Consider the following 16,771-nt stretch of genomic DNA (forward strand, 5'->3'; position numbering starts at 1 on the left):
GCCTCGCATTCCAGCGATCAGAACTGCCACTGCACGCCGAGGGAGTAGGACGCCTGGCTGCCTTCGCTGTGGGCGAAGCGCGAGTTGGCCTCGGCGAACACGCCCAACTGCTCGGTGACCGCCAGCAGAGCGCCGGCCTGGGCGCGGCCGAAGTCCTTGTCGACATCGCCGAGGTCGGCGACGCGAGTGCGGCCATCGCCCAGGGCGGTCAGCGCGATGTCGTCCAGGCGGCCGTCGGCCAATTCCTTCACCCAGCGCACGCTGGCGTACGGCTGCACGGCCATGCGTTTACCCAGTGGCAGCTCGCCACGCAGGCCCCAACCAAGGCTGGCTTCGAGCGAGTCGTAGTCCTGCTTCTCGTAACCCAGCGCGGTGCGCAGGTCGTCATCCTCCTTGAAGTCGTCGATCTTGTAGTGCACGTAGTCCAGGCCGCCCTGCGGCCCGGTCTTGATGCCGGCGATGTCGAAGTCGTAGCCGCCGTCGACCCGCGCGCCCCAGAACCAGGCGTTGCTGTCGCCGTCGATGCGCTGGTCGAGCAGCACCGGGCCGTTCTTCGCCTTCAGGTACACCGAGCGCTTGCTGTCGAAGTCCGCATAGCCGGCGCTCAGCTCGCCGCCGAGCCAGGCTGGGCCGCCGTCGTTGAGCAGGGCGTAGAGGCCGAGCTGCCAGGTTTCGGCTTCCAGGCGTGCGCTGTGGTCGAGGTTGTCGCGGCTGCGCTGGAAGCTCAGGCTGCCGCCAACGGTCAGCGCCTCGCTGGCGCGGTAGTCACCCAGCAGGTTCACCCCGGCGCGGTGCGAGCGCGGGTCGCCGGGCATGTCGAAACCGCTCTCGGGGGTGGTTTCACCCTCCACGCCGACGGCGCCGTCGAAGCTGCCGACAGGGCGCGAGCTGCCCAGCAGCGTCAACCAGCGACGGTCGTGCAGGCGGGTCAGGGCCAGGTGCTGGCGCTGCAACTGGTCTTCCATCTGCCGCGCCATGGCGCCGCCGGAGGCCGTAGAGGCGAGCAGGTCGGCGTTGGTCAGCTCCAGCACCAGGCGCGTAAGCAGGCGGGAGAAGTCGCGCAGGCGCTGGTCGATGCGCTCCCGGCCAAAGGCGCCAGTGAGTACCTGCTCGTTGTCCAGCGCCGGGTTGTGCCAGGTGGCGCCGCCGGGGATGGCGGGGTTGTCGGTCTGATCGTAGCCGTCCAGCTCGCCCAGTTCCCAGTTGGTGGCTTCGATGAACAGCACCGGAACGTTCAGGCCCTCGAAGCTCTCGCCGTCGCTGCAGCAACCGGTGCCGGCAGGGTATTCCTCGTTCAGGCCGGGGTTGGTGAACAGCGGGATCTTCAGTTCCTGGGCGATGCGCAGGAGCTGATCGCGGTAAACGCCCAGCGCGGGATTGTCGACGCTGTTGAAGCCGGCGTGGGCGTACATCTTGTCGCCGGTGATCAGGCTGTCGAGGTTGATCATCCCCAGCAGGTTGCTGCGCTGCTCATCGCTCAGCGAAGCGACGTAGGCGCGCGAGCCGCGCAGGCCTTCCTCTTCGGCGCCAAAGCCGACCACTTCCAGGCCGTTCTCCAGGGCGATTCCGCCCAGGTTGCGGGCGATCTCCGTGAGCACGGCGGCACCCGAGCCGTTGTCGTCCACGCCCTGCAGGGTCGGACGACCGTAGTAGGTGTCGTAGTGGGCACCCAGCACCACGTACTGGCCGCTGGTGCCCGGGGCGCTGGCAATGACGTTCTGCGAGCTGCGGTTGCCGGCCCAGGTGAAGTCCTGGACCTGCGTCTGGTAGCCGAAGCCCAGGCGCGACTGCATCAGCGCGGTGGCGCCGGCAAAGCTGGCAGTACCGCGGTAACGGCCGGGGTAATCGTTGATCAGGGTGTCCAGGGTGTCCCCGGCATACTCCCCGTATTCGTAGGCGTTGGCGTCGCTTGCCAACGCTGCGCAGCCCAGGCTTACCGCAACGGCTAAGGGTTTGAACACGGCACTTTCCTCTGTGTCGATTGAAATCGCATCGGTCGTTGATGCGTGCGCCGGAGGAAAGCAGGATGCAGGCCGGTTCGCCGGAGATGGGCGGAATTTGACGCGTCAGTGACCGAGGGTGTCGCGCCACTGTAACAAAGGTGATACACGGCCAGCGGCAACGCCGGCCGTGGGGAGCGGAAATGTGAGAGCGCTCACCGAAACGGTGCCTTGGTCAGCTGTCGTCGCTGATCGGTGCATCCACCGCGTAACGTTTGACCGCCGCGACGCCGGCCTCGGCGCTGGCCTTGCTGGCATACATCTGGCTCTGCCCGACGACCTGGCCGTTGGTGGCCTTGAGGACGAAATAGTGCTTGCCGTTGGCGGCGGCCTTGATTTCGAAGGCGCCTTCGCGCTGGGAGTTCTTGCGCACCGACTCGATGCCGTCGATGGCCGAGGTCTTGGCCTTGTACAGCTCGCTGGTCAGGACGATTTCGCCGTTGCTGGCGTGCAGGTTGAAGTGGAACTGGCCATCGCTGGCCTTCTTCAGATGGTATTTGGCGGCCATGCTGCGTCTCCGTTGGGGCTTGAGGTCATCCCAGCGTAGACGGCAGCAGTGGCTCTGGAAGGCGCCACCCGGCGGATGGCGCCTGGGGCTCAGACCTTGAGGGTCTTCACGCCTTCGGCGGTGCCCAGCAGCAGCAGGTCGGCCGGGCGGGCGGCGAACAGGCCGTTGGTGACCACGCCGACGATATTGTTGATCGCCTCTTCCAGCTGTACCGGGCTGTCGATGCGCAGGTTGTGCACGTCGAGGATGATGTTGCCGTTGTCGGTCAGTACGCCCTCGCGGTACACCGGGTCGCCGCCCAGCTTCACCAGTTGGCGAGCGACGTGGCTGCGGGCCATGGGGATGACTTCCACCGGCAGCGGGAACTCGCCGAGGATCGGCACCAGCTTGCTGGCGTCGGCGATGCAGATGAACTGCTTGGCCACGGCGGCAACAATTTTCTCGCGGGTCAGGGCAGCGCCGCCGCCCTTGATCAGCTCCAGGCGCTCGTTGGTTTCGTCAGCACCGTCCACGTAGAACTCCAGCTCACTGACCGTGTTCAGGTCGTAGACCGGGATGCCGTGGCCCTTCAGACGTTGGGCGGTGGCTTCGGAGCTGGCCACGGCGCCGTCGAACTCGGCCTTGTGCCGGGCCAGCAGGTCGATGAAGAAGTTGGCGGTGGAGCCGGTGCCCACGCCGACGATGCTCTTGCTGTCGAGGTGCGGAAGGATGTGGTCGACGGCGGCCTGGGCCACAGCCTGCTTGAGCTGATCCTGGTTCATGGCGAAGGGTCTTCTTACCTGGAAGGGCGCAAGGGCGCCGGAGAAAGTTCGAGAGGGCGGATTATAGCGGTCGATGGCGTGCCGGTGTTGCGCCGCCGGGCAACTGTTATGGTCATCTCCGCGCGGATTGTTCGGTGGCCCGCCCGGCGCCGCCTGGAGTAGACTCGCGGTTCCTCGAAAAGCCGCCGAAATAGCCCTTCCGATGCTCGAACAATACGTCAAGAAGATCCTCACCTCGCGTGTCTACGACGTTGCCGTGGAAACGCCCCTGCAGCCCGCCCGCCAGCTCTCCGAGCGTCTGGGCAACCAGATTCTGCTCAAGCGCGAAGACCTGCAGCCGGTGTTCTCCTTCAAGATTCGCGGCGCCTACAACAAGCTGGCGCAGCTGAGCCCGGAAGAACTCGCCCGCGGCGTCGTCACCGCCTCCGCCGGCAACCACGCCCAGGGCGTGGCGCTGGCTGCACGCGAGCTGGGCATCAAGGCCACCATCGTGATGCCGCGCACCACGCCGGAGCTGAAGGTCCAGGGCGTACGCGCCCGCGGCGGCAAGGCCGTGCTGCACGGCGATGCTTTCCCCGATGCGCTGGCGCATTCGCTGAAACTGGTGGAAGAGAAGGGCTACGTCTACATCCACCCCTACGACGACCCGGATGTGATCGCGGGCCAGGGCACCGTGGCGATGGAAATCCTCCGCCAGCATCCGGGCAGCCTCGACGCGATCTTCGTGCCCGTCGGCGGCGGCGGCCTGATCGCCGGCATCGCCGCCTATGTGAAGTACCTGCGCCCGGAGATCAAGGTCATCGGCGTCGAGCCGGACGACTCCAACTGCCTGCAGGCCGCCATGGCCGCTGGCGAGCGCGTGGTGCTGGGGCAGGTCGGGCTGTTCGCCGACGGCGTCGCCGTGGCGCAGATCGGCCAGCACAACTTCGAGCTGTGCAAGGACTACGTCGATGAAGTGATCACCGTCAGCACCGACGAGATCTGCGCGGCGATCAAGGACATCTACGACGACACCCGCTCCATCACCGAGCCCGCCGGCGCGCTGGCGGTGGCCGGGATCAAGAAGTACGTCGAGCGCGAAGGCGTGAAGGGCCAGACCCTGGTCGCCATCGATTCGGGCGCCAACATCAACTTCGACCGCCTGCGCCACGTGGCCGAGCGCGCCGAGCTGGGCGAGAAGCGCGAAGCGATCATCGCCGTGACCATCCCCGAGCGCCCGGGCAGCTTCAAGGCCTTCTGTGAGGCCATCGGCAAACGCCAGATCACCGAGTTCAACTATCGCTACAACACCGACAGCGAAGCGCACATCTTCGTCGGCGTGCAGACGCACCCGGAGAACGACCCGCGCGCGGCGCTGGTGCAGCAACTGCAGGAGCAGGGCTTCCCGGTGCTCGACCTGACCGACAACGAGTTGGCCAAGCTGCACATCCGTCACATGGTCGGCGGCCATTCGCCGCGCGTTTCCGGCGAGCAGGTGTTCCGCTTCGAGTTCCCCGAACGTCCCGGCGCGCTGTTCAACTTCCTTAATCGCCTGGGCGGGCGCTGGAACATCACCCTGTTCCACTACCGCAACCACGGCGCCGCCGACGGTCGCGTGGTGGCGGGCCTGCAGGTGCCGGAGGATGAGCGTCACCTGGTGGCGGCCGCGCTGGAAGAGATCGGCTACCCCTACTGGGACGAGACGGACAACCCGGCCTACCGCCTGTTCCTCGGCTGAGGATCAGGCAGAGGCGGCGCGACTGCTGCTAGGCTTGTCGGAACGCCGCCTTCTTCACAGGGAATTGAAATGGAAAGCCTGCAGACCTTCCGCATCCTCCACGGCATCGCCGCGGTGCTGCCGTTCCTGGCCATCATCGGCCTGGCCTGGTACGGCTGGCGCAGCTGGCGTGGTGGCGACGCCGGGGTGATCGCCAAGGCGCTGCAGCGCATCGGCCTGATCGGCTGGGTGCTGGTGGCCGGCAGCGTCGCCAGCCTGCCGGTGACCGGCTATCGCATGGTGCAGACCGTCGGCTGGCCGCTGGGGCAGACCTGGCTGCTGGGCAGTGCCTGCCTGCTGATCGTCGCGACGATCTTCTGGCTGCTGTTCACCACGCGCCTGTGGCGCATCCGCGACCTGGCACTGGTGGCGCAGAGCAGCGGCGAGCCGATCGCCGCGGGCGCCTCACGCCAGTGGAAGTTCGGCCTGGCCTTCTTCGCGCTGGCGCTGCTGTGCGTGATCGCAATCCTGGTGCTGATGATCAGCAAACCGGTGTGATGCCCGCCGCGTGAACCTCTACCTGCTGCTCAAGACCCTGCACATCCTGTCTTCCACGCTGCTGTTCGGCACCGGCCTGGGCTCGGCCTACTACAGCTGGCGCGCCTGGCGCAGCGGCAATCTGCAAGCGATCCGCATCACCTTCCGCCACCTGGTCACCGCCGACTGGCTGTTCATCGCTACTACGGCGGTGTTCCAGCCGCTGAGCGGCATCGCCATGGCGCATATGGCCGGCTGGCCGCTGGATTCGGGCTGGCTGCTGTGGAGCCTGGGGCTGTATGTGTTCGCCGGCGCCTGCTGGTTGCCCGTGGTCTGGCTGCAGATTCGCGTGCGCGACCTGGCCGAGGCGGCACACCGGGAAGGCACGGCGCTAGCGCCGCAAACCTTCCTCTATATGCGCTGGTGGTTCGCCCTGGGCTGGCCGGCGTTCCTGGCCTTCCTGGCGATCTTCCACCTGATGGTCAACAAGGGCTTCTGAGCGCTCAGACACGCAGGCTGAGCACCGGCCAGCCGCGCTCGGTGGCGATGCTCCGCAGAGTGTCGTCGGGGTCGACGGCCACTGGGTTGGCGACTAGCTCCAGCAGCGGCAGGTCGTTGCGCGAGTCGCTGTAGAAATAGGCGTCGTCCAGGCCCAGGCCGGTTTCTTCGAGCCAGCGGTTCAGGCGGGTCACCTTGCCGCCCTGGAAGCAGGGCACTCCGCAGGTCTGGCCGGTATAGCGACCGTCCTGCATCTCGCACTCGGTGGCGATCAGGGTTTCCACGCCCAGACGCTCGGCGATGGGTGCGGTGATGAAGCGGTTGGTGGCGGTGATGATCACCAGCTTGTCGCCGGCAGCGCGGTGCTCGGCCAGCAGGGCCTCGCCCTTGGCCAGGACGATGGGCTCGATGACTTCTTCCATGAACTGGCGGTGCCAGGCGGCCAGTTGCGCCAGGTCGGTGCGGCCCAGAATCGCCTGGGTGAAGGCCTGGTAGGCGAACACGTCGAGGGTGCCGGCCATGTAATCGGCATAGAAAGCGTCATTGCGCGCCTGGTACTCGCCAGCGTCCACCAGTCCGCGCTGGCACAGCCATTCGCCCCAGCTATGGTCGCTGTCGCCGGCCAGGAGGGTGTTGTCGAGATCGAAGAGAGCCAGTCGCACGTTGGATTACCGTCAGTTGCCAATACCGAAAAGTCGCCTAGAGTAACGGCTTTTGCCCAGCCAGCACAGGACGCCGCAGCCCGCGTTGCCGCTGTCACAAGCTTTGTGGAACAATGCGGGCACACGCGATTTCGAGGATGTACCGCCGTGATCGATCCCGATGGTTTTCGCCCCAATGTCGGCATCATCCTTTGCAACGATGTCGGACAGGTACTGTGGGCACGGCGCATCAACCAGGAAGCCTGGCAATTTCCCCAGGGCGGCATCAACGCCCGCGAAACCCCTGAGGAAGCGCTGTACCGAGAACTGAACGAAGAAGTCGGCCTGGAAGAGCAGGACGTCAAGATCCTTGCCTGTACCCGCGGTTGGCTGCGTTACCGGCTGCCGCAACGCCTGGTGCGTACCAACAGCCAGCCGCTGTGCATCGGGCAGAAACAGAAGTGGTTCCTGCTGCGCCTGACCGGCGAGGAAAGCCGGGTGCGCATGGATGTGACCGGCAAGCCCGAATTCGACGGCTGGAAATGGGTGAGCTACTGGTACCCGCTGGGCCAGGTCGTGACCTTCAAGCGCGAGGTCTACCGCCGGGCCCTGAAGGAATTGGCACCGCGCCTGCTGGCGCGCGACTAGCACGAAATTCAAGGAGTTAGACCCCCACGCCATGCTCAACACGCTGCGTAAGATCGTCCAGGAAGTGAACTCCGCCAAGGACCTCAAGGCGGCGCTGGGCATCATCGTGCAGCGCGTGAAGGAGGCGATGGGCACCCAGGTCTGCTCGGTCTACCTGCTGGACCCGGAGAGCAACCGCTTCGTGCTGATGGCCACCGAGGGCCTGAACAAGCGCTCCATCGGCAAGGTCAGCATGGCGCCCAACGAGGGCCTGGTCGGTCTGGTCGGCACCCGCGAGGAGCCGCTGAACCTCGAGAACGCCTCCGAACACCCCCGTTACCGCTACTTCGCCGAGACCGGCGAGGAGCGCTATGCCTCCTTCCTCGGCGCGCCGATCATCCACCATCGTCGGGTGATGGGCGTTCTGGTCGTGCAGCAGAAAGAGAAGCGCCAGTTCGACGAAGGCGAGGAAGCCTTCCTCGTCACCATGAGCGCGCAGCTCGCTGGCGTTATCGCCCATGCCGAGGCCACCGGCTCGATCCGCGGCCTGGGCAAGCTCGGCAAGGGCATCAGCGAAGCCAAGTTCGTCGGCGTTCCCGGCGCTCCCGGCGTGGCCGTGGGCAAGGCCGTGGTGGTGCTGCCGCCGGCTGACCTGGAAGTCGTTCCGGACAAGCCCATCGACGACGTCGAGGCCGAGATCGAGCGCTTCAAGCAGGCGCTGGAATCAGTCCGCGAGGATATGCGCAATCTCTCCAGCAAGCTGGCCACCCAGCTGCGCAAGGAAGAGCGCGCGCTGTTCGATGTCTACCTGATGATGCTCGACGACGCCTCCATCGGCCTCGAAGTCAAACGCATCATCCGCACCGGCCAGTGGGCCCAGGGCGCCCTGCGCCAGGTGGTCATGGAGCACGTGCAGCGCTTCGAGCTGATGGACGACGCCTACCTGCGCGAGCGCGCCTCCGACGTCAAGGACATCGGCCGGCGCATCCTCGCCTACCTGCAGGAAGAGCGTAAGCAGACACTGACCTACCCCGACCAGACCATCATCGTCAGCGAGGAACTGTCGCCGGCGATGCTCGGCGAAGTGCCCGAGGGCAAGCTGGTGGGTCTGATCTCGGTACTCGGCTCGGGCAACTCCCACGTTGCCATTCTCGCTCGCGCCATGGGTATTCCCACGGTCATGGGCGCGGTCGACCTGCCGTATTCCAAGGTCGACGGCATCGACCTGATCGTCGACGGCTACCACGGCGAGATCTATACCAACCCGTCGCCGCAGCTGGTCAAGCAGTACGGCGAAGTGGTCGCCGAAGAAAAGGAATTGAGCAAGGGCCTGGCCGCACTGCGCGAGCTGCCCTGCGAGACGCTGGACGGCCATCGCATGCCGCTGTGGGTCAACACCGGCCTGCTGGCGGACGTGGCGCGTGCCCAGGAGCGCGGCGCCGAGGGCGTCGGCCTGTACCGCACCGAAGTGCCGTTCATGATCAACGACCGCTTCCCCAGCGAGAAGGAGCAGCTCGCCATCTACCGCGAGCAGCTCGCCGCCTTCCATCCGTTGCCGGTGACCATGCGTACCCTGGACATCGGTGGTGACAAGGCGCTGTCCTACTTCCCGATCAAGGAAGACAACCCCTTCCTCGGCTGGCGCGGCATCCGCGTCACCCTCGACCACCCGGAAATCTTCCTGGTGCAGACCCGCGCCATGCTCAAGGCCAGTGAGGGCCTGGACAACCTGCGCATCCTGCTGCCGATGATCTCCGGCACCCACGAGCTGGAAGAAGCGTTGCACCTGATCCACCGCGCCTGGGGCGAGGTGCGCGACGAAGGCGTGGACATCCCCATGCCGCCGATCGGCATGATGATTGAGATTCCAGCTGCGGTGTACCAAATCCGTGAGCTGGCGCGTCAGGTGGACTTCATTTCGGTCGGTTCCAACGACCTGACCCAGTATCTGCTGGCGGTCGACCGCAACAACCCACGGGTCGCCGATCTCTACGACTACCTGCATCCGGCCGTGCTGCAAGCACTGCGGATCGTGGTCAATGGTGCGCACGACGAAGGCAAGCCGGTGAGTATCTGCGGCGAAATGGCCGGCGATCCGGCGGCTGCCGTACTGCTGATGGCGATGGGGTTCGACTCGCTGTCGATGAACGCCACCAACTTGCCCAAGGTTAAATGGCTGTTGCGCCAGATGACCTTGTCCAGAGCCCGCGAGCTGCTCGGCCAACTGATGACCTTCGACAACCCGCAGGTTATCCACAGTTCGCTGCACCTGGCCCTGCGCAACCTGGGGCTGGGCCGCGTGATCAATCCGGCGGCAACCATCCAGGCCTGACGCTGGCGAAAAACGCCTTCCGGATCCGTGCATTTCCGGGGGCTCGAAGACGACGAGGCCGGCACACCGGCCAGGACGAAGCTTATGGAAGAGCTCGACGTCACGCCTTGCACGGAGGCCGATACCAGCGCCCGCACCCTGCGCTATGCCTTGAGCATCGTCAGCGATGGCATCTGGGACTGGGGCATTCGCAGCAACCACGTCACCCGTAGCCCGAGCTGGTACGTCATGCTCGGCCATGACCCCGACAGCCTTCCGGAAAACGTCGCCACCTGGCACGAGATCATCCATCCCGAGGATTTCGGCCGGGTCATGTTCGCCTTCGATGCCTATGTGCAGGGTCGCAGCGGCGTCTACCGTGAAGAGTATCGCTGCCGCTGCCTGGACGGCAGCTACCTGTGGGTCAGCGATCACGGGCGCTTCTTCGAGTTCGACACGGATGGCAAGCCGACGCGGATGATCGGCGCGCACCGCAACATCCATGAGCGCAAGCTGGCAGAGCTGGCGCTGCAGGAGAAGAACCACGAACTGCACCAGCTCAACCTGAGCCTGGAGCTGCTGGTGCAGACCCGTACCGAAGCCCTGCGCCAGGCCAACCAGGCGCTGGCCGAGCAGGCCGCCGTTGCCCTGCGTCTCTCCGAGATCGATCCGCTGACGCAGATCGCCAACCGGCGGCGCTTCGAACAACAGCTGCATGCCGAATGGCAGCGCCTGCAGCGTCACGGCCATGGCTGCTCGCTGATGATGTTCGACCTCGACCACTTCAAGCGCATCAACGACAGCCTCGGCCATCAGGCTGGCGACCGCGTGCTGGTCGCGGTCGCCGAGGTGGTGCGGCGGCGCCTGCGCGAAGAGGACTGCTTTGCCCGCTGGGGTGGCGAGGAATTCATCGTGCTGCTGCCGGAAACCACCGCTGAGGCGGCGCGTGAACTGGCCGAGCGGCTGCGCCTGAGCCTGCGCCGGGCGGACATCTCGTTGCCGACACAACTCACCGCCAGCTTCTCGGTGACTGCGCTGCAGCCTGGCGAGGACCTGACGGCCATGCTGCGCCGCCTGGACGACGGGCTCTACCGCGCCAAGCGCCAGCGCGACTGCATCGTCGCCTGTTAAACGCTCAGCGCGACCTCGCCCAGGCGTGCGCCGCTGGGGCCGAAGCTGTGCTCCAGCAGCTCGCGGCGGCCGTCCGCCTGGACGATCAGTGCGGTGCTGGCGCGGGTGCCGTAGGTCGGGCTGGCGATGAACACACTGGAGAGCAGGCGCTCCGTCGCCAGGCCGACGCCGGTATCCGGCAGCTCGGCCTCGCCGGGCTGGCGCTGGTCGGCCAGCAGCGCCAGCAGTGAGCCGGTGTCCGGCCTCTCCAGCGTCGCTTCCAGCTTGCTGCGAGCGCTCAGCAGCTTGGGCCAGGGTGTGTTCAGCGCGGCATTGGAGAGCCCATGCACTCCCGGCGCGACCGCTACCGGCGGGCCGACGCGAGGATTGAAGTAGCAGAGCTGGCTACTGTCCCCCACCAACAGGTTGAAGCCACTGTAGTCGCAGGCGCGACGGCCGACCTGCTGCAGGTACTCCAGTGGTGACTGCCGGCCTTGCAGGAAGGCGGCCACCAGCTCGCCGCGGGAGCGCGGACCCACCGGCTGGGCGGGATCGCGCACGTTGGTCAGGGCGGCGAAACGCCCACCTGCGGCCACACCCAGCCAGGTGCCGCCGGCCTCCAGGTCGCGGCCGGCATAGACGCCGGGGTAGTCCTCCCAGGCCGCCAGCGGCAGGGTCGGGCGGGCGTAGAACTCATCGCGGTTGGCCGCGACGATCAGGGGCGTGGCGTGGCCGGGACGCCAGGCGAAGACGATCAGGCACATGGGGCGAACTCCGTGGTGTTCCGGCAGTCTATCAACATCCGCCGATGACCCGGAGTGGCTGGAGCGCCCGGGAGCCTTCGGCTACCATGCCCGCTTTGTTGCCCGAGGTTGCCCATGGAGTTCGTGCTCTACCTGGTGCTTGGCGCCTGTGCTGGCGTGCTCGCCGGCCTGTTCGGCGTCGGCGGCGGGTTGATCATCGTGCCTGCCCTGGTGTTCAGCTTCACCGCCCATGGCTTCTCGCCCGATGTGCTGACCCAGATGGCGGTCGGGACGTCGCTGGCGACCATCATCTTCACCTCGATCAATTCGATCCTCGAACACCATCGGCGTGGCGCGGTGCGCTGGCCCGTGTTTGCCTGGATGACCGTCGGCATCCTGGTCGGCAGCGCGCTCGGCGCGGTGACCGCATCGAAGATCCAGGGACCGGTCTTGCAGAAAATCATCGGCACCTTTGCCATTCTCGTCTCGATCCAGATGGCCCTCGGCCTGCAACCCAGGGGCGAGCGCGGCCTGCCGGGGCGCTTCGGCCTGGGCGTGGCCGGCGGCGTGGTGGGTTGGGCGTCGGCGATCTTCGGCATTGGCGGCGGCTCATTGACCGTGCCTTTCCTCTCGTGGCGCGGCGTCTCCATGCAACAGGCGGTTGCCACTTCCTCGGCGTGCGGCCTGCCGATCGCCATTGCCGGCGCGATATCCTTCATCATCGTCGGCTGGCACAACGACAAACTGCCGGAGCTGAGCCTGGGCTTCGTCTACCTGCCGGCGCTGCTGGGCATCGCCGTCACCAGTATGTTCTTCGCGCGCATCGGGGCGCGGCTGGCGCATCGCCTGCCGGCCACTGTCCTGAAGCGATTGTTCGCCCTGCTGTTGTTCAGCGTGGGCTTGAGTTTCCTGATCTGAGTTCCTGCTAGGAGAAGCGGATGCTGCCTTATCCAGAGATCAACCCGGTTGCCCTCGATCTCGGGCCGCTGAAAATCCATTGGTACGGCCTGATGTACCTGATCGGCATTGGCGGCGCCTGGCTGCTGGCCTCGCGCAAGCTCAAGGAGTTCGACCCGACCTGGACCAAGGAGAAACTCTCCGACCTGGTGTTCTGGGTGGCGTGCGGCGTGGTCCTGGGCGGTCGCCTGGGCTACGTGCTGTTCTACAACCTCGACGAGTACATCGCCAACCCGACGCTGATCTTCGAGGTGTGGAAGGGCGGCATGTCGTTCCACGGCGGGCTGATCGGCGTGATGCTGGCGACCTGGTGGTTCGGCAAGCGCAACAACAAGAGCTTCTTCCAGCTGATGGACTTCATCGCGCCGCTGGTGCCGATCGGCCTGGGCGCGGGGCGCATCGGCAACTTCATCAATGGTGAGCTGTGGGGCAAGGTGACCGACGTGCCCTGGGCGATGGTGTTCCCCACTGGCGGCCCGGACCCGCGTCATCCGTCGCAGCTGTACCAGTTCGCGCTCGAAGGCGTGGCGCTGTTCGTCGTGCTCTGGCTGTTCACTCGCAAGCCGCGCCCGACCGCCTCGGTGTCCGGCCTGTTCGTGCTGTGCTACGGCATCTTCCGCTTCATCGTCGAGTTCGTCCGCGTACCGGATGCCCAGTTGGGCTATCTGGCGTGGGGCTGGCTGACCATGGGCCAGGTGCTGTGCGTGCCGATGATCCTCGGCGGCATTGGGCTGATGGTCTGGGCCTACCGCCGCGCTCCGGCGCAGCCGGCCGCGAGCTGAGTTTCGTCTGCATGCAAAAGCCCGCCGATTGGCGGGCTTTTTTGTTGAGATCAGCTTAAGGCGCTGTTTCCGCTATGTAGGATGGTGTGGAGCGAAGCGATACCCATCAATGTGCTTACCGGTTATATCGATGGGTATCGCAAGCTCCACCCATCCTACACTCGTGCTCGCGAACCAAAGTCCGCAGCGGGGTGGGTTCGCGAGCAAGCTCGCTCCTACACGCACGTGTTCGCTCCGTCGTCAGGCAGGTTCGACCAGCAGCAGAACACCATCCTGCCCGGTCACCCGCACCTGCGCGCCGGCCGGCAGGTCTGGCCCACTGACCAGCCACACGCTGTCGCCGACGCGGATCTTGCCGCGCCCGCCGACGATGGCGTCATGCAGGGCGAACTGCCGGCCCAGCAGCTCGCTGCCGCGGCGGTTCAGGCTGGAAGGTTCGGCCGTGCGCTTGCTGATGCGCTGGTGGTTCCACCAGTACAGCGCGGTAAGGATCGCCAGCACGCCGAAGGCCAGGCACTGCCAGATCCAGTCGAGACCCGGCACGAGGAAGGACAGCACGCCGGTGAGCGCGGCGGCAATGCCGATCCACAGCAGGTAGCCGCCGGCGCCGAAGATTTCCAGGATCAGCAGGACGATGCCCAGGCCCAGCCAGTCCCAGAAACCGAGGTTCTGGAGAAAGGCAGCCATCAGCTACGGCCCTTGGTTTCGCCGAAGGTGGCCTTGACGATCTCGCCGATGCCGGCCACCGAGCCGATCACCTGGCTGGCTTCCAGCGGCATCAGCACGATCTTGCTGTTGTTCGAGCTGGCCAGCTTGCCCAGCGCGTCGACGTACTTCTGCGCGACAAAGTAGTTGATCGCCTGCACGTTGCCGGTGGCGATGGCCTCGGAAACCACCTGGGTTGCCTTGGCTTCGGCCTCGGCCTGGCGCTCGCGGGCCTCGGCTTCGAGGAAGGCGGCCTGGCGCTGGCCTTCGGCCTTGAGGATCTGCGCCTGCTTCTCGCCCTCGGCGGTGAGGATGTCCGCGGCGCGCTTGCCTTCGGCTTCGAGAATCTGCGCGCGCTTGAGGCGCTCGGCGCGCATCTGCCCGCTCATGGCTTCGACCAGGTCGGCCGGCGGGCTGATGTCCTTGATCTCGATTCGGGTGACCTTCAGGCCCCAGGGCGCGGTGGCCTCATCGACGGTGCGCAGCAGGCGCTCGTTGATCGAGTCGCGCTGGCTGAGCATGTGGTCCAGTTCCATGGAGCCGAGCACGGTGCGGATGTTGGTCATCACCAGGTTGCGCACGGCGTTTTCCAGGCCGCTGACTTCGTAGGCGGCGCGCGCCGCATCCACCACCTGGTAGAAGCACACGGCGTCGATCTCGACGATGGCGTTGTCGGCGCTGATCGCCTCCTGCGGCGGGATGTCCAGCACGCGTTCCATCATGTTGATCTTCTGGCCGACGCGGTCCACCACCGGAATGATGATGCTCAGGCCCGGCTTGAGCGTGACGGTGTAGCGGCCGAAGCGCTCGATGGTCCATTCGAAGCCCTGGGGCACGACCTTGAAACCCATGAGGACGATGACGATGGCGAGGATGACGAAGAGCAGGGCGACACTGCCGATTTCCATGCAAAAGACTCCTTGTCTGGCGTGGATGAAGTGGGTCGAGTGTAACCGAACCGGCGCAGTGGGCTGGTATGCGGGAAAGTGCAGCAGGCGCCCGGGGACTTTTCCTCAGGCGACTGACGGGCGGCTTACTTCTGCTCGCTCTGCGGTGTCACCCGCATGACTTCCTCGATGGTCGTCAGGCCTGCCGCGACCTTCTGCGCACCGGACAGGCGCAGGCTGCGCATGCCCTCCTTGAAGGCCTGGCGTCGCAGCGGGATGAGGTCGGTGTCGGCCGTGATCAACTCCTTCAGCGATTCGCTCAGCAGCATGATCTCGTAGACGCCGGCACGCCCACGGTAACCGGTGTCGCGGCATTCCAGGCAACCCACTGCCTGCTGCGCGCTGGTGGGCAGCGGGGCGTTCCAGGGGCGGGTGACCTCCTGCCAGTCCTCCTCGCGCAATTCCATCGGCGCCTTGCAGTGCGGGCAGAGGGTGCGCACCAGGCGCTGGGCCATGACGCCGAGCACGGTGGCGCGGATCAGGTAGTACGGCACGCCCAGTTCCAGCAGGCGGGTGATGGCGGTGGGCGAGTCGTTGGTGTGCAGGGTGGAGAGCACCAGGTGGCCGGTCAGCGCCGCCTGGATCGCCATTTCGGCGGTTTCCAGGTCGCGGATCTCGCCGACCATGATGATGTCCGGATCCTGACGCAGCAGGGCGCGCACGCCGCTGGCGAAGGTCAGGTCGATGTTGTGTTGCACCTGCATCTGGTTGAACGAGGGTTCGATCATCTCGATCGGGTCCTCGATGGTGCAGAGGTTCACCTCGTCGGTCGCCAACTGCTTGAGCGTGGTGTAGAGCGTGGTGGTCTTGCCCGAACCGGTGGGGCCGGTAACCAGGATGATGCCGTTGGGCTGGCTGGTCATGGCCTCCCAGCGACGCAGGTCGTCCGGCGAGAAGCCGAGCTGGTCGAACGACTTGAGCAGTACTTCGGGGTCGAAGATCCGCATCACCATCTTCTCGCCGAAGGCGGTGGGCAGCGTCGACAGGCGCAGCTCCACCTCGGCGCCGTCCGGGGTCTTGGTCTTGACGCGGCCGTCCTGCGGCTTGCGCTTCTCGGCGACGTTCATCCGGCCCAGGGTCTTGAGGCGGCTGACCACCGCCATGCTGACCTGTGGCGGGAACTGGTAGACGTTGTGCAGCACGCCGTCGATGCGGAAGCGCACTGTGCCCTGCTCGCGACGCGGCTCGATGTGGATATCGCTGGCGCGCTGCTGGAAGGCGTACTGGAACAGCCAGTCGACGATGGTGACGATGTGCGCATCGTTGGCGTCGGGTTCCTGGTCGCTGGCGCCCAGGTTGAGCAGCTGTTCGAAGTTGCCGATACCGCTGATCTTCTGGTCCTGCGAGCTGGCACCGGTCACCGACTTGGCGAGGCGATAGAACTCCACGGTGAAGCGCTGGATGTCCACCGGATTGGCCACCACACGCTTGATCGGGCGCTTGAGCACGTGGGTGAGGTTGCTCTCCCAGGCGTGCACGAAGGGCTGTGCGCTGGCGATGGTGACCTCGTCCGGGCTCACCGCCACCGCGAGGATGTGGTGGCGCTGGGCGAAGGCGTAGGACATCAGCGGGGTCAGTGCGGCGACGTCGATCTTCAGGGGGTCGATGCGCAGGTAGGGCTGCCCGGAGAACTCCGCCAGCCAGCGCACCAGGGTGTCCAGGTCCAGCTTGCGCCCCGGCCGCTGGCGGTCTTCGACCTGCTGCGCCGCGAGGAACTCCAGCGGATGCTGCTGGTTCTTCACCGCGCTGCGGCGGATCGCCAGGCACTGTTCGGCGTCGTGCTGATCGACGCGGCCCTGCGTGACCAGTTCGCGCAGAATGTCGCCCAGATCGAGCAGACGGTCCTGGGCGGAGGGGGCAAAGACGGACATCGGAACTCCTGTTGGTCGTGGCGGGAGCGACGGGCCGGAAAGAGTTTCCTGTAGGAGCGAGCTAGCTCGCGAACCAG

At 66.0% G+C, this 16,771-nt stretch carries 16 protein-coding genes; 8 read left to right on the plus strand and 8 right to left on the minus strand.

Going from position 1 to position 16,771, the window contains the following annotated elements:
• Positions 1–17 precede the first annotated feature (17 nt).
• The 3 genes from N5C91_RS00820 to rpiA all read right to left on the minus strand — a co-directional run bounded on the left by N5C91_RS00820 (position 18) and on the right by rpiA (position 3,269).
• Positions 18–1,961, minus strand: a complete 1,944-nt coding sequence (locus tag N5C91_RS00820) for an autotransporter domain-containing protein (RefSeq protein ID WP_279826989.1) — start codon at positions 1,959–1,961, stop codon at positions 18–20.
• Positions 1,962–2,175: 214 nt separating this feature from the next.
• The gene (locus N5C91_RS00825; protein WP_236199210.1) at positions 2,176–2,508 is read right to left on the minus strand and encodes a YegP family protein; all 333 of its coding nucleotides are present in this window, start codon (positions 2,506–2,508) and stop codon (positions 2,176–2,178) included.
• A gap of 89 nt (positions 2,509–2,597) precedes the next feature.
• On the minus strand, positions 2,598–3,269 hold the full coding sequence (rpiA, locus tag N5C91_RS00830) for a ribose-5-phosphate isomerase RpiA (RefSeq protein WP_236174363.1): 672 nt from the start codon (positions 3,267–3,269) through the stop codon (positions 2,598–2,600).
• 73 nt (positions 3,270–3,342) lie between these two features.
• Here rpiA and ilvA point away from each other — a divergent pair, with 73 nt between their 5' ends.
• The 3 genes from ilvA (at position 3,343) to N5C91_RS00845 (ending at position 6,001) form a co-directional block, all read left to right on the plus strand.
• Positions 3,343–4,986, plus strand: coding sequence for a threonine ammonia-lyase, biosynthetic (ilvA, locus tag N5C91_RS00835; protein WP_275094711.1), 1,644 nt, complete (start codon positions 3,343–3,345; stop codon positions 4,984–4,986).
• Between the two features lie 69 nt (positions 4,987–5,055).
• Positions 5,056–5,523 carry a DUF2269 domain-containing protein gene (locus tag N5C91_RS00840; protein WP_236174365.1) on the plus strand — a complete coding sequence of 156 codons (468 nt, stop codon included), beginning with the start codon at positions 5,056–5,058 and terminating at the stop codon, positions 5,521–5,523.
• 10 nt (positions 5,524–5,533) lie between these two features.
• The gene (locus N5C91_RS00845; RefSeq protein ID WP_279826996.1) at positions 5,534–6,001 is read left to right on the plus strand and encodes a DUF2269 domain-containing protein; all 468 of its coding nucleotides are present in this window, start codon (positions 5,534–5,536) and stop codon (positions 5,999–6,001) included.
• Between the two features lie 4 nt (positions 6,002–6,005).
• Here the strand turns inward: N5C91_RS00845 and N5C91_RS00850 are convergent, their stop codons facing one another.
• The gene (locus N5C91_RS00850) at positions 6,006–6,662 is read right to left on the minus strand and encodes an HAD family hydrolase (protein WP_236199206.1); all 657 of its coding nucleotides are present in this window, start codon (positions 6,660–6,662) and stop codon (positions 6,006–6,008) included.
• A 147-nt stretch (positions 6,663–6,809) separates the two neighbouring features.
• On the opposite strand from N5C91_RS00850, the gene N5C91_RS00855 reads away from it, so the two are divergent.
• The 3 genes from N5C91_RS00855 (at position 6,810) to N5C91_RS00865 (ending at position 10,710) form a co-directional block, all read left to right on the plus strand.
• Entirely contained in the window at positions 6,810–7,289 is a 480-nt protein-coding gene (locus N5C91_RS00855; RefSeq protein ID WP_017520843.1) for an RNA pyrophosphohydrolase, read from the plus strand.
• A 31-nt stretch (positions 7,290–7,320) separates the two neighbouring features.
• Positions 7,321–9,600 carry a phosphoenolpyruvate--protein phosphotransferase gene (gene ptsP, locus N5C91_RS00860; protein WP_236174368.1) on the plus strand — a complete coding sequence of 760 codons (2,280 nt, stop codon included), beginning with the start codon at positions 7,321–7,323 and terminating at the stop codon, positions 9,598–9,600.
• Between the two features lie 84 nt (positions 9,601–9,684).
• Positions 9,685–10,710 (plus strand): sensor domain-containing diguanylate cyclase, encoded by a 1,026-nt coding sequence (locus N5C91_RS00865; RefSeq protein WP_279827004.1) that lies wholly within the window; start codon positions 9,685–9,687, stop codon positions 10,708–10,710.
• Here N5C91_RS00865 and N5C91_RS00870 read toward each other — a convergent pair.
• Entirely contained in the window at positions 10,707–11,453 is a 747-nt protein-coding gene (locus N5C91_RS00870; RefSeq protein WP_236199204.1) for an NRDE family protein, read from the minus strand. The genes N5C91_RS00865 and N5C91_RS00870 overlap by 4 nt on opposite strands.
• A gap of 114 nt (positions 11,454–11,567) precedes the next feature.
• Between N5C91_RS00870 and N5C91_RS00875 the strand changes: the two genes are divergently transcribed.
• A complete protein-coding gene (locus N5C91_RS00875; protein ID WP_236174371.1) occupies positions 11,568–12,350 on the plus strand; it encodes a sulfite exporter TauE/SafE family protein in 783 nt (260 codons plus the stop codon).
• Positions 12,351–12,370: 20 nt separating this feature from the next.
• Positions 12,371–13,171, plus strand: a complete 801-nt coding sequence (lgt, locus tag N5C91_RS00880) for a prolipoprotein diacylglyceryl transferase (protein WP_236174372.1) — start codon at positions 12,371–12,373, stop codon at positions 13,169–13,171.
• 240 nt (positions 13,172–13,411) lie between these two features.
• On the opposite strand, the gene N5C91_RS00885 is transcribed toward lgt, so the two are convergent.
• From N5C91_RS00885 to N5C91_RS00895, 3 genes are all read right to left on the minus strand, one after another.
• Entirely contained in the window at positions 13,412–13,858 is a 447-nt protein-coding gene (locus N5C91_RS00885) for an NfeD family protein (RefSeq protein WP_236199202.1), read from the minus strand.
• Positions 13,858–14,784: an SPFH domain-containing protein gene (locus N5C91_RS00890; protein WP_236171070.1), complete on the minus strand. Its 927-nt coding sequence runs from the start codon at positions 14,782–14,784 to the stop codon at positions 13,858–13,860. Before N5C91_RS00890 ends, N5C91_RS00885 begins: the two co-directional genes overlap by 1 nt.
• 125 nt (positions 14,785–14,909) lie before the next feature.
• Positions 14,910–16,694 carry a GspE/PulE family protein gene (locus tag N5C91_RS00895; RefSeq protein ID WP_236171071.1) on the minus strand — a complete coding sequence of 595 codons (1,785 nt, stop codon included), beginning with the start codon at positions 16,692–16,694 and terminating at the stop codon, positions 14,910–14,912.
• Positions 16,695–16,771: the final 77 nt, after the last annotated feature.

Source organism: Pseudomonas sp. GD03903 (assembly GCF_029840045.1).
Taxonomy (GTDB): domain Bacteria; phylum Pseudomonadota; class Gammaproteobacteria; order Pseudomonadales; family Pseudomonadaceae; genus Pseudomonas; species Pseudomonas pseudonitroreducens.

What these genes read in the sequence shown, in the direction of transcription:
- N5C91_RS00840 (WP_236174365.1), top strand. Translation starts at nt 5,056, where the DNA reads ATGGAAAGCCTGCAGACCTTCCGCATCCTCCACGGCATCGCCGCGGTG.
- N5C91_RS00890 (WP_236171070.1), bottom strand. Translation starts at nt 14,784, where the DNA reads ATGGAAATCGGCAGTGTCGCCCTGCTCTTCGTCATCCTCGCCATCGTC.
- ptsP (WP_236174368.1), top strand. Translation starts at nt 7,321, where the DNA reads ATGCTCAACACGCTGCGTAAGATCGTCCAGGAAGTGAACTCCGCCAAG.
- lgt (WP_236174372.1), top strand. Translation starts at nt 12,371, where the DNA reads ATGCTGCCTTATCCAGAGATCAACCCGGTTGCCCTCGATCTCGGGCCG.
- N5C91_RS00895 (WP_236171071.1), bottom strand. Translation starts at nt 16,694, where the DNA reads ATGTCCGTCTTTGCCCCCTCCGCCCAGGACCGTCTGCTCGATCTGGGC.
- N5C91_RS00870 (WP_236199204.1), bottom strand. Translation starts at nt 11,453, where the DNA reads ATGTGCCTGATCGTCTTCGCCTGGCGTCCCGGCCACGCCACGCCCCTG.
- N5C91_RS00865 (WP_279827004.1), top strand. Translation starts at nt 9,685, where the DNA reads ATGGAAGAGCTCGACGTCACGCCTTGCACGGAGGCCGATACCAGCGCC.
- N5C91_RS00825 (WP_236199210.1), bottom strand. Translation starts at nt 2,508, where the DNA reads ATGGCCGCCAAATACCATCTGAAGAAGGCCAGCGATGGCCAGTTCCAC.
- N5C91_RS00885 (WP_236199202.1), bottom strand. Translation starts at nt 13,858, where the DNA reads ATGGCTGCCTTTCTCCAGAACCTCGGTTTCTGGGACTGGCTGGGCCTG.
- N5C91_RS00875 (WP_236174371.1), top strand. Translation starts at nt 11,568, where the DNA reads ATGGAGTTCGTGCTCTACCTGGTGCTTGGCGCCTGTGCTGGCGTGCTC.
- ilvA (WP_275094711.1), top strand. Translation starts at nt 3,343, where the DNA reads ATGGCGTGCCGGTGTTGCGCCGCCGGGCAACTGTTATGGTCATCTCCG.
- rpiA (WP_236174363.1), bottom strand. Translation starts at nt 3,269, where the DNA reads ATGAACCAGGATCAGCTCAAGCAGGCTGTGGCCCAGGCCGCCGTCGAC.